Source organism: Luteitalea sp., from assembly GCF_022842525.1.
Lineage (GTDB): Bacteria > Acidobacteriota > Vicinamibacteria > Vicinamibacterales > Vicinamibacteraceae > Luteitalea.
This window is the reverse complement of the sequence record NZ_JALHPM010000189.1, coordinates 1-11,659: the sequence shown is the minus strand read 5'-3', so window position 1 is coordinate 11,659 and position 11,659 is coordinate 1. Positions and strand designations below refer to the sequence as shown.

Here is an 11,659-nt window from a genome sequence, read left to right as displayed (position 1 = left end):
GCCGACGCGCAGGGGGCCGCCGATGCCGATGCGCGGTGGCAGGCCGTGCTCGAGGCGGACCCCGAGGATGTCGCCGTCCGGTTGCGACTGGTCCAGGCCGCGGTCGACCGCGGCGATCTCGAGTCGGCGTCCCGCCTCGCGCTGGCGCTCGATGCCGCCGACGATGCGGTGCTCGTCGTCCTGGTGGATCTCGCCGCCCGGCGCGCCCAGCCCGATGCCGTCGAGCGACTGATCGCGGGGCGCGTCCATGCGGGGGCCCTGCCGGATCACGTGCTGGCGCCGGTGACCCTGCTCGCCGAGCGGCATCCCGACGCGGCACGTGCGGCGCTCTCCGCCGCCGTGGCGGCCTGGACCGCCATGGGCCAGCCCGGGCACGCCGTCGCGGCCCTCGAGCTCGTCGAAGGGCGGGGATTGCTGACGACGGCGCTGCACCTGCAGTGGGTCGAGATTTGTGTGGACGCCGGCGTGCCGGATCTGTCGCGCGCCCAGCGGGCCCTGGCGCGCGCGTATCTGGGCGAACGCCGCGTCGCGGAAGCCCGCGCCGTCGCCGAGGACGTCTTCGTCCGCGAGGCCGGCGCCGAACCGTCGCGTGGCCTGCTGCTCGACATCCTCGACCGCCAGGGCGTGGCCGACCCGCATCGTGTACTGGTCGACCTGCTCATTCCCGCGAGCGACATCCTTTCCGAGGGCGACGACCCTGCGCCCGACCCGTCGAACGTGCCGGACCTGGACGCGCAGGAGCCGTACGCGCCGCCCGCGAGCGATGCCACCGCCCCCGAGATGATGATCGCCGGCGGTGCCTTTGCGGAGCGATTCCTGGCGTCCCTCGAGTCCCGCTCGGGCATGGCAGTGGACGGACTGGGACGAGGCGCGCCGGTGCCCCCTGCCGTCAGTCCGGTGAGCCCCGTCGCCGACGTGCGTCCCCCGCTCGCCGCGGTCGCGAGCCCACCGGTTGCTGTGCCTGCGCAGACGCCTGTCGAGCGGCCAGTCGAGCCGACGCCGCGGCCCGCGTTCAACTGGGCCGACCTCCTCGGCCGGGATGTCGGGGACTCCGGGGCGTCCGCCCCCGACCCGGCGCCTGTGCTCACACCTGTCGCGGTACCCGAGGTCCCCGTCGTGTCGCCCCCGCCCCCGGCGCCGGCGGTCGTGGCCCCGCCGCCGTTGCCGCCGCCCGTGGCCGAGGATCGGGTCCCCGCCATCGACGGTCCCGTCGCACAGGCACCTGACGCGCCGGCCATGCCTGACCCCGTGCCCGGCCTCGGTGACCTGCGCGAGCAGCCCATGCTGGTCGACGACGCTCCGCTGCAGCCGTCCTTCTCGATCCCGCGGGGCTGGCTGTCGGACGCGGCGCCGACCACCGACGAGCCCGTCCGTCAGCGTGCGCCGGAGGACGACTTCTTCTTCGCCGACGATGCGACGCCGGCCCGATGGGCGCCGCCCGCCGCCCGTGGCACGCGACTGGGGGCCGGCGTGCCGATGACGCCTGCCGCCGCCGATACCGATGCGGCGTCCGCGGCACCATCGATCGACGTGCCAGCATTCGGCGAGACGCCAGCGTCTCCTGTCGACGTGCTGCCACACGTCGATCCGGAACCGATGCCCGCACCGGCTGCCGAATCAGCAGACGGGATGCCGACTGCGCTCGACGATGACCCCGCCCCCGTCGAGGTCGAGACCGTCGACGAGCCGGAGGCAGTGGCTGACGAGCCTGCGCCGGTGGTCGAGGAGGAAGTCGATCTCACGCAGCTGCTCGAGGAGCTGAAGCAGTGGGATCCGGTCCTGCCCGAACCGCGGGTACGCCAGCGGACGGAAGGGGCAGAGGACTCGCTCGCCGGGTTGCCGCTCGACTACCCGACGGTCGCGCCGACGCTCGACCTGCCGGCCGATCCCGTGCCCGGGGACGTCGCGCCGGAGACGGCGTCCGCCCCGCAGGCCGACGTCGTCGAGGCGCCTGGCGTCCGCGAGGAGGCGGCGCTCGCGGAGGAACTGCCCGTGCAACCGGTCACACCGGGGGCGGGGAGTCAGGAACTCGACGCCGTCTTCGCCGACATGCAACGGCACTCCGACGGGTATGCCGTCGCCGAACAGCAGCTCGCGGCCGGGCGCGTCTTTCTGGCGGCCGGTCTGGCGTCGGAGGCGGCGCGGGCCTTCGAGCGGGCGTCGGTCGAGCCACGCTCGCGCTTTGCCGGTGCGCTCGCCCTCGCAGAACTCCACAAGTCCCGCGGTCAACTCCTCGAAGCCGTCAGCTGGTACGAGCACGCGACGGCGGCCGCGGTGCCCGATGCTGCGGTCAAGCGCCCGGTGCTGTACGATCTGGCCGAGTCACTCGAGGCGCTCGGCGAGACCGACCGCGCCGTCGGTGTGCTGCTCGATCTGCTGTCGCAGGTCGAGGATTATCGTGATGCGCGCGCGCGGCTCGATCGGCTGCTGCGCGTCGATGCCGGAGGCTAGTCGTTTCCCTGTTCAGTCGCGTGCTGCTGTCCCTCTACCTCCTCGAAGCCGGATTGCTGCTGATCCTGGCCCCCTGGACGCAGTTCTGGGACCGCAACTACCTGGCGGCCCTGCACCCCGTGCTGGCAGAGTGGCTGACGCACGCGTTCGTCCGCGGTGCCGTCTCGGGTGTCGGCATCGTCAGCGTCGGGGCGGCGCTCGTCGAGATAGGGCAGCTGCTGTCGCGTCGTCCGGCATCGTCACAGGCGCCGGGGGCGTAGGATGTGGCCGCCGAGAACGCTGGCGATCACGGATCGGCGCCAGTTGGGCGGCCGCGGTGAGGCCGACGACGAGGCGAGGCTGGTGGCGTGTGTCGGCGCGATGGCCAACGCCGGCGTCGACGCCGTCCAGCTCCGTGAGCGGGACTGGGCGGACGGGCAACTGGTGCGCGTGACCCGCGCGGTCATGGCGGCCACGCGCGGCACCCGCTGTCGGGTGTTCGTGAACGAGCGCGCGCACGTCGCGGTGACGGCAGGCGCCCACGGCGTGCACCTGCGTGGCGACGGCATGTCCGCGCGCCGCGTGCGTGGGGCATGGCCGTCGGGGTTGTTGATCGGACGGTCGATGCACGTGGGCGATGCGACGGACCTCGCCGACGGCACGGACGTGGTGGTGTTCGGGACGGTGTTCGCTTCGGCCTCCAAGGGGCCTGGCGCGATCGTCGTGGGCGTGGACGCGCTGGCCGCGTGGGCGTCCACACCGGGCATGGCCCCAGTGGTCGCCGTTGGCGGGATGGCCCTCGACCGCTGCGAGGCGGTCCGAGCGGCTGGCGCGTGTGGCATCGCCGGCATCGGGATGTTCGCCCGGGCGTGGCAGCAGGGTGAGTCGTCGCTGACGACGTTGGTGCAGGACATTCACGCGGTGTTTCGAGACGGGGAGCGGGCAGAGTGACCGTTGGCGAGCGTTTGCGCGAGGCACGGGAGCGCCAGAAGGTCTCGCTGCATGCGATTGCAGAGAAGACCAACATCTCGGTGCGCTTCCTCGATGCCATCGAGAAGAACCAGTTCGACAAGTTGCCGGGCGGCATCTTCACGCGCGGCTTCATCCGTTCGTACGCCGCCCAGGTCGGCCTCGAGCCCGACGCACTGGTCACGCAGTTCCTGTCGGACGAACCCGGGCAGCGGGACGACGACATCGACGAAGCTCCGGCCAAGCTGGCGGGCGATGGCCCGTCGCTGGGGACGCTGGTGCTGGCGGGGCTTGGCGTCATCCTGCTGGCGCTCGCTCTGGTGTTCCTGCTGAAGCCCGACTGGCTCGGCCTGCAGGCCGCCGCCGCGCCGCAGGCCACGACGCCGATCGAGCCCGTGGCGGCCCCCTCGTTGTCGCAGGGCGTGCCTGCCGCGAGCCCGATGGCGGAGGCCGCGCCGCCGGCGGCGATGGCCACGGCGTCACTGGCCGAGACGGCGACATCGTCGCCGTCTTCGGCCGCGACAACCGATGCCGTGCCGGGCACCCCCAAGTCGCCGCTGCGGCTGGTCGTCGCCCCGTCGGGACGCTGCTGGGTGCAGGTCTCGGCCGATGGTCAGATGCGCCTCGCGCGTGAGGTGACCCCCGGCGAGCGCATCACGGTGGATGCCGCCGAACGCCTGCAGATCGTCGTCGGCGACGCGGGCAGCTTCGCGTACGAGTTGAACGAGCGCCCGGGGCGCCCGCTCGGTGCGGCGGGGCGCGTGGCGCGGGCCACGATCCTGCCGTCCACGATTCCGCAGTTCCAGACGCCGTAGCCGCGCGTGTACCTCGGCGTCTCGTCACCGGTCATCGATGTCTTCGTCAGCGCAGGCGTGCCGCGCGATGCGCGCCTGCTCGCCGCGCGTGGACTGGCGACGCCGGAGGGCTGCGACCGCCTGGCCCTGCTGGCGCTGATGACCACCGACGCGGATCCGGACGTCGCCGCACTGGCCCTCTCGACCATCGACGCCATCCCGCCGCAGGCCTTGACGGAGTTCTTCGCGCAGGCGGAGGCGCCCGCAGAGTTGCGGGCCTGGTACGAGGCCCGCAACGCGGCGCTGCGGCCAGAGTCCGTGGATGCCGTGGAACTGCCGGCCATCGCCCTCGAGCCACTGCCCGAGGACGAAGAGGCCGCGCACGTCCTGCTGACCGCCCTGCCGGTGCCGGACAAGATCAAGATCGCGACGCTCGGTCGGCGCGAGCAGCGATCGATCCTCGTGCGCGATCCCAATCGGATCGTCTCGACGGCGGTGTTGTCGAGCCCGAAGCTCACCGAGACCGAAGTCGAGAACTTCGCCCGGATGCAGAACGTGTCGGAGGAGGTCCTGCGCATCATCGGGACCAGCCGCACGTGGACCAAGACCTACGGCGTGGTCTCGGCCCTGGTGAAGAACCCGCGCACGCCGACGACCGTGTCGCTGACACTGCTGTTGCGGCTCGCGGAACGCGACATCAAGGGGCTGGCCGTCAACCGCAACGTGCCGGAGAGCGTGCGTCTCGCGGCACGCAAGCAGATGAACATCCTGCAGTCCCGCAAGTCCTGACGCGCTAGGGCTTCGGCGGGCGGGGGCCCGAACGCGCGCGGCCGACCGCGCGCGCCGGCGCCGACCCGGGCGGCTGGCTCTTGCCGCCACCCTTCCTCGGCCCGCCCCCCTCGGCGGCCCATTCGCGCCGCATCTCCGCGATGCCTTCCATGAAGACGGCGGCCTTCTCCCGCTCCTCCTCGACGGTGAGTTGCTTGAAGAGGTCGATCGCGCGCACGAAGTCGTCGCCGACAGTGGCCTTGGTGGCGCCGAAGTACAGCGCGCGCAGTTGCTCGAGCACGGTCATGCGGGACTCCGATGGCGTCGCAGCGCGGCGCGCAGCGCCGCGAGGGGCAGGCAGGTGAGGATGTCCGCGGGCGAGAGCCACGCGCGTCGCGCCGTGAAGGTGGCCCAGTGGAGGTGTTCGAAGCCGCCGACGCCGTGCGCGTCGCTCGACAGGACGATCTTCACCCCGCGATCCCGGGCCAGGCGTGCCTGCGCATCGGTGAGATCCCGGCGATGGGGCTGTCCGTTGATCTCGAGCGCGACGCCGAGGCGCGCGGCGCTGGCGATGACGGCTTCGACGTCGAGCCCGGTGGCCTCGCGGCGCAGCAGCATGCGGGCCGTCGGATGGCCGAGCACGTCGACGTACGGGCACTCGAGCGCGCGGAGCACGCGTTCGGTCATGCGCTCGGGTTCCTGCGTCAGGGCCGAGTGCACCGAGGCAACGACCAGGTCCAGCTGTGCGAGACAGTCGTCGGCGAGGTCCATGCGGCCGTCGGGCCGGATGTCGCACTCGATGCCGGCCAACAACGTGATGCCCTCGAGTTCGTCGTTCATCGCCCGGACCGCCGCGGCGTGCGCGAGTGCGCGGTGCTCGTCGAGCCCGTTGGCCATGGCGAGGGCCTGGCTGTGGTCGGTGATCGCCAGGTACGCCAGGCCCGCGTCGCGGGCGGCCAGCGCCATGGCGCGGATGGTGTCCTTGCCGTCGGTCGCCGTCGTGTGGCAGTGCAGGTCGCCGCGGAGATCGCTGCGCTCGACAAGCGTCGGCAGGCGGCCCTCCCGGGCGGCGTCGAACTCGCCGCGATGCTCGCGCAGTTCCGGCGCGAGCCACGGCAGGCCGAGGGCTTCGTAGATAGAGGCCTCGGTGTCACCAGCCACGCGCGTGTCATCGTCGAGGCGATAGAGGCCGTATTCGTTCAGCTTGAGCCCCAGTCGCACGGCGCGGTCGCGCAGCTCGATGTTGTGAGCCTTGCTGCCGGTGAAGTACTGCAGCGCCGCCCCGCGCGACTCGGCGGGCACGAGACGGAGATCGGCCTGCAACCCCTTGGTGAGCCGGACGCTGCTCTTGGTCGGCCCCTGTCCGAGCACGCGCTCGACGCGGCCGAACGACACGAAGTGATCCATGACCGCTGGCGGCGCGTTGGTGGCGAGGACGTCCAGGTCGCCGCAGGTCTCGGCGCCGCGACGCAGGCTGCCCACGAGGTCGAAGGTGGCCTCGGGGCACGCGGCCCGCAGGTGCGACAGCAGGGCGTGGGCCTGCTGCCAGACCTCGGACGCGAGGTACCGGCCGGCGAACACCTGGTGGTCCTCGATGGCCTTGCGCAGACTGGCTTCCTTGCCCGGCCCCATGCCCTTCACGCTGCGTACCGCGCCGGAGTCGAGCGCCTTGGTCAGATCCTCGATGGATCCGATGCCAAGGGTCTTGTAGAGCAGCGCGGCCGTCTTGGGGCCGACGCCCTGCAGGCGGAGCACATCGAGGAGGCCAGCCGGGAACTCGGCCGCGAGTTCGCGGTGGAAGGTCGAGCCGCCGGTGTCCACGAGTTCGGCGATGCGCGCGGCGATGTCCTTGCCGATGCCGGGCAGCGCGCGCACGTCGGCGGGCGACAGCGCGGCGACGCGCTCACCCGCATCGCGCACGACCTGTGCAGCGTTGCGGTAGGCGCGGACCTTGAAGGGGTTGTCCCCCCGGATCTCGAGCAGGTCGCCGATCTCGGCGAGGACGCGGGCGATGGCGACGTTTTCCACGGCAGGTCCGGGTGGGCTCGCGCCCGGCACGCAGGATGGTGGTCATTATAATGACCGCGCGACATGAGCACGCACGAACGTCGACGCCAGGTGGGCCAGTTGCTGTTCGCGGGGTTTCGCGGGCACGTCATTCCTGCGGAGCTGCGGGCGCTGGCGCGAGAGTTCGATCTCGGCGGCGTCGTGCTGTTTGCGAGGAACGTGGCCGAGCCGGCTCAGGTGGCCGATCTCGCCCGGGAAGCCGGGGAGCTGTCGCGATCGGCGCCGGTGTGGGTGGCCATCGACCAGGAAGGCGGCCGGGTGCAGCGCGTCAAGGCGCCGCTGACCGTCTGGCCGCCGCCGGCCACCCTGGGGCGCGCCGACGATCTCGACCTGACGCGGCGCTTCGGTCGCGCGCTCGCCCGTGAGTTGCGCGCGATGGGGATTACCTTCGACTTCGCACCGGTCCTCGACGTGCTCACCCGCGAGGACAACCCGGCGATCGGCGATCGCGCGTTCTCCAGCGATCCGGCCCAGGTGGCCGCCCATGGCCTGGCCTTCATCGACGCCGTGCACACCGAGGGACTGCCGGCCTGCGCCAAGCACTTTCCCGGGCACGGCGAAGCCGCGGTCGATTCCCACGAGGATCTGCCGGTCGTCGACCTGCCGCCCGACCGCCTCGAGCGCGTCGAGTGGGTGCCGTTCCGCGCCGCCATCGAGGGCGGGGTCGATGCGGTGATGTCCTGTCACCTGCTCGTGCCGAGTCTCGACGACCAGCGTCCCGCGACCCTGTCTCCGTCGATCATCACCGGGCGACTGCGTGGGCAGCTCGGTTTCGGTGGGCTGGTGCTGACCGACGATATGGACATGAAGGCCATCTCGTTGCGCTACGAGCCGGGTGAGGCCGCCGCGCTGGCCGTCGCGGCGGGCTGTGACGGCGTGCTGCAGTGCGGCGGCGATCCCGAGCGCGTCTTCGCCGCGCTCGAGGGCGTGGTGCGCGCCCTCGAAGACGGCACCATCAGCGCCGCGCGGTTCGATGACGCCCTCGGCAGGCACCTGGCGCTGAAGGGGCGCTATCTCTCCGAGGCGGCCCGCCGCGCCGCGCCGCCCGCGCCCTCCCTGCGCGAGGTGATCGGCTCGGCCGAGCATCAGCTGGTCGCCGAGCAGATGCGGCAGTTCACGTGACGGCGGTGCGTCCCTTCGCGCGGCCGCGTGCGCTGCACGCGGGCGACCGTGTCGCCTTGCTGTCGCTGGCCAGTCCGCCGCGCGCCGAGGACGTCGACGCCGGTGCCGATGAACTTCGCGCGCTCGGCTTCGAGCCCGTCATCGTGGCGGCACCGCCGGGCAGCAGCGCCCCATACGTGGCCGGCCCGGCCGCAGCCCGGGCCGCGCAGCTGCGAGGGGCCATCACCGACCCCCACATCGCGGCCATCATGGCCACGCGTGGCGGGTACGGCTCGGCGCAGCTGTTGCCGTATCTCGATCTCGACGAGATTCGCCAGGCGCGCCCGCTGCTCATCGGCTACAGCGACATCACGGCGCTCCTCGACCTCGTCACCGGACGATGTGGGGTGACCAGTATCCACGGACCGATGGCCGAAGGGCGACTCGCGCGCGGGCCGGCGTCGTACGATCGCGACACCTTCCTGCGGACGGTGTGCGAGCCGGTGGCCTTCGGCCGTGTCGCGACACCGACGGCGCGCGTCCTGCAGCCGGGCCGGGCGCGCGGGGTGCTGCGCGGCGGGACGCTGACCCAGATCGCGGCGTTGCTCGGCACGCCCTGGGCGTTCACGGCCACGGAACCGACGGTGCTGTTCCTCGACGAGGTCAACGAACGGCCGTATCGGCTCGACCGTCTGGTCTGGCAGCTGTGCGCTGCCGGCGTGCTCGACCGTGTCACGGGCGTCGTGGTGAACCAGTTACCCGGCTGCGATGAACCCGGGGGCAGCGTCACGGCCCTCGAGGCGGTGCGCGCGGCGCTGACGGCGTTCGCCGGGCCGGTCGTGACGGGCGTGCCGAGCGGGCACACCCTCGACGCGATGATCACGCTGCCCCTCGGTGTGCAGGTCACGCTGGAGGCGGCAACCGACGTGTCGCTCTCGATCGACGAGGCGGCTGTCGCCTGACGAGGTACTGCACGTGCACATTCACCTGATTGGCGTTGCCGGGACGGCCATGGCCACACTCGCGGCCATGCTCCAGCGCCGGGGCCACCGCGTGACGGGCTCCGATGCCGGCGTCTATCCGCCGATGAGCGACTTCCTGCGCGCCGAACACATCGAGGTCCACGACGGCTACGACGCCTCGCACGTCGACCCCGCCGCCGATCTCGTCGTCGTCGGTAACGCCATCTCGCGCGGCAATCCGGAACTCGAGGTCGTGCTGTCGCGGCGCCAGCGCTACTGCTCGTTGCCCGAGCGCATTCGCGACGAGTTCCTGTGGGAACGCCTGCCGATCGTCGTGTCGGGGACGCATGGCAAGACGACCACCACGAGCATGGTCGGCTGGGTGCTCACGCACGCCGGCCTCGACCCGTCGATGCTCGTCGGCGGCATCGCGGCCAACTTCGATGCGAGCTACCGTCTCGGCCAGGGGCGCGACTTCGTCATCGAGGGCGACGAGTACGACAGCGCCTTCTTCGACAAGACGGCCAAGTTCCTCAAGTACGTGCCCGAGACCGTCATCGTCAACAACGTCGAGTTCGATCACGCCGACATCTACCCCGACATGGCGGCCATCACGACGGCCTTCACGCGACTGCTGCGACTCGTTCCCGCCACGGGCCGCGTGCTGATCGGCGTGGACGACCCGGGGGCGGCCGCGCTCGTCCCGGCCGCGTTCGGGACGGTCGAGACGTTCGGGCTGTCGGACGGCGCCCTCTGGCACGGCCGCGATCTGCTGCCGGGTCCCGAGGGCACCTCCTTCGAGGTCGTGCACGCCGGCACGGCGCTCGGTCGCGCGGCCGTGCCGATGACCGGGCTCCACAACGTGCGCAACGCGCTGGCGGCCATCGCCGTCGCCAGCGCTCGCGGCGTGCCCTTCGCGACGATCGTCGACGGGCTGGCGGCCTTCGCCGGCGTCAAGCGGCGCATGGAGCTGCGGGGCACCGTCGGCGGGATCGCGGTGTACGACGACTTCGCCCATCACCCGACCGCCATCGCGGAGACGCTGCGGGGCGTGCGTCGTGCACACCCCGCCGCGCGCATCTGGGCGATCTTCGAGCCGCGCTCCGCGTCGAGTTGTCTGCGCGTCTTCCAGCAGGCCTTCACCGACGCCTTCGCCGATGCCGACCAAGTGGTGCTGGCGTCGGTGTTCCGGACGAACCTCCCCGAAGACCGACGGCTGTCCGTGCCGCAGCTCGTCCAGGACCTCGTCGGGCGGGGGCAGCACGCCAGACATATCGACGGGACGGCGGCCATCGTCGACGCCGTGGTGCGTGAGGCCCGGGACGGCGATCTGATCGTGGCGATGTCGAATGGCGGCTTCGACAACATCCACAGTCGTCTGCTCGAGGCGCTCCGGACCCGGACGACAGGATGACGCCGAACTGGCGGCTCGATTTCCTCGGCGACGCGGCAGTGGCCGTGCAGGTGTCCGCTGACTCACCGCTCGACGCGAACGCCTGCGTGCATCGCCTGGCGCGCGGTCTGCGCGCCGCCGCGGTGGCGGGCGTGCGTGACATCGTCCCCGGCATGCACGACCTGGTCGTGCACGTCGACCCCCTGCGCTGCGATCTCCGACAGGTCGAAGCCGCACTGCAGGGTGCCGGCGATGACGAGGCCGTGTGGTGGCGGTCGCCGATGGCGGACGACCTCCTGGAGATCCCGGTCGTGTATGGCGGCGAACACGGACCCGATCTGGACGATGTCGCTCGCGCCACCGGGCTGTCGCCCGATGAAGTCTGTCGGCGTCATGCGGCCACGGAGTACGTGGTCTGCTTCGTGGGTTTCCTGCCCGGGTTTCCCTATCTCGGTCTGCTGGATCCCTCGCTGCGCCTGCCGCGTCGGGCCTCGCCGCGCTCGCGCGTGACACCGGGGGCCGTGGCGATTGCCGGCGAGTACACCGGCATCTACCCGTGGGCGAGCCCCGGCGGCTGGCATCTGATTGGGCACACTGCCGTCACGCTGTTCGACCCGCAGGCGGAGCCTCCCGCTCGCGTCTCGCCGGGCAGGCGCGTCCGCTTCGTGGCGCGGGAGCCGTGACGCGATGCACCGCGACGCCGTCATCGTGGTCCGCGCCGGGCTGCACACCACGGTGCAGGATGGCGGGCGCTGGGGCTATCAGCATCTCGGGGTGCCGGTTGGTGGCGCGCTCGACACCGAGGCGTTGCGGCGTGCCAACGCGCTCGTCGGGAATGCGCCCGAGGAGGCCGGTCTCGAGTTCACGCTGGTGGGCGGCACGCTGCTCGCGGCCGTCCCGTTGCTTGTGGCCGTCACCGGCGCGCGGTTCGATGTGACGATCAACGGGGTGCCGGCGTCGCCCGACACGGCGCTGCGACTCGCCGCCGGCGACGAACTCACGCTCGGCACTCGACGAGTCGGCGCGCGCGCGTACGTCGGCGTGCGAGGGGGACTCGACGCACCAGTCGTCCTCGGTAGCCGCAGTGCCTGGCCGATGCTGCCGCGCCGTGGCGCGCTGCATGATGGCGCAGTGCTGGACGTCGGCGATCGCGCCATCGGGAGATCGGAAGAGCA

The 11,659-nt window shown here is 72.0% G+C and carries 10 protein-coding genes and 2 pseudogenes; 10 read left to right on the top strand and 2 right to left on the bottom strand.

Going from position 1 to position 11,659, the window contains the following annotated elements:
* From Q0C41_RS25625 to Q0C41_RS25605, 5 genes and pseudogenes are all read left to right on the top strand, one after another.
* A pseudogene (locus Q0C41_RS25625) lies at nt 1–2,451 on the top strand (hypothetical protein); the annotation flags it as partial.
* 20 nt (nt 2,452–2,471) lie between these two features.
* Nucleotides 2,472–2,711, top strand: a complete 240-nt coding sequence (locus Q0C41_RS25620; RefSeq protein WP_291988795.1) for a hypothetical protein — start codon at nt 2,472–2,474, stop codon at nt 2,709–2,711.
* A gap of 1 nt (nt 2,712) precedes the next feature.
* On the top strand, nt 2,713–3,381 hold the full coding sequence (locus Q0C41_RS25615) for a thiamine phosphate synthase (protein ID WP_291988793.1): 669 nt from the start codon (nt 2,713–2,715) through the stop codon (nt 3,379–3,381).
* On the top strand, nt 3,378–4,214 hold the full coding sequence (locus Q0C41_RS25610) for a helix-turn-helix domain-containing protein (protein WP_291988791.1): 837 nt from the start codon (nt 3,378–3,380) through the stop codon (nt 4,212–4,214). The genes Q0C41_RS25615 and Q0C41_RS25610 overlap by 4 nt, the downstream gene beginning before the upstream one ends.
* 6 nt (nt 4,215–4,220) lie before the next feature.
* The gene (locus Q0C41_RS25605; protein WP_291988789.1) at nt 4,221–4,982 is read left to right on the top strand and encodes a hypothetical protein; all 762 of its coding nucleotides are present in this window, start codon (nt 4,221–4,223) and stop codon (nt 4,980–4,982) included.
* Between the two features lie 4 nt (nt 4,983–4,986).
* On the opposite strand, the gene Q0C41_RS25600 is transcribed toward Q0C41_RS25605, so the two are convergent.
* Both Q0C41_RS25600 and polX read right to left on the bottom strand, forming a co-directional pair.
* On the bottom strand, nt 4,987–5,268 hold the full coding sequence (locus Q0C41_RS25600) for a hypothetical protein (RefSeq protein WP_291988787.1): 282 nt from the start codon (nt 5,266–5,268) through the stop codon (nt 4,987–4,989).
* The gene (gene polX, locus Q0C41_RS25595) at nt 5,265–6,989 is read right to left on the bottom strand and encodes a DNA polymerase/3'-5' exonuclease PolX (RefSeq protein ID WP_291988785.1); all 1,725 of its coding nucleotides are present in this window, start codon (nt 6,987–6,989) and stop codon (nt 5,265–5,267) included. The genes Q0C41_RS25600 and polX overlap by 4 nt, the downstream gene beginning before the upstream one ends.
* Nucleotides 6,990–7,052: 63 nt before the next feature.
* Here polX and nagZ point away from each other — a divergent pair, with 63 nt between their 5' ends.
* The 5 genes and pseudogenes from nagZ to Q0C41_RS25570 all read left to right on the top strand — a co-directional run.
* Nucleotides 7,053–8,150 (top strand): beta-N-acetylhexosaminidase, encoded by a 1,098-nt coding sequence (gene nagZ, locus Q0C41_RS25590; protein WP_291988783.1) that lies wholly within the window; start codon nt 7,053–7,055, stop codon nt 8,148–8,150.
* Nucleotides 8,147–9,091 (top strand): LD-carboxypeptidase, encoded by a 945-nt coding sequence (locus Q0C41_RS25585; RefSeq protein ID WP_291988781.1) that lies wholly within the window; start codon nt 8,147–8,149, stop codon nt 9,089–9,091. Before nagZ ends, Q0C41_RS25585 begins: the two co-directional genes overlap by 4 nt.
* Before the next feature lie 13 nt (nt 9,092–9,104).
* Nucleotides 9,105–10,505 (top strand): UDP-N-acetylmuramate:L-alanyl-gamma-D-glutamyl-meso-diaminopimelate ligase, encoded by a 1,401-nt coding sequence (mpl, locus tag Q0C41_RS25580; protein ID WP_291988779.1) that lies wholly within the window; start codon nt 9,105–9,107, stop codon nt 10,503–10,505.
* Entirely contained in the window at nt 10,502–11,167 is a 666-nt protein-coding gene (pxpB, locus tag Q0C41_RS25575) for a 5-oxoprolinase subunit PxpB (protein WP_291988777.1), read from the top strand. The genes mpl and pxpB overlap by 4 nt, the downstream gene beginning before the upstream one ends.
* Nucleotides 11,168–11,171: 4 nt before the next feature.
* Nucleotides 11,172–11,659 (top strand): annotated as a pseudogene (locus tag Q0C41_RS25570) (hypothetical protein); the annotation flags it as partial.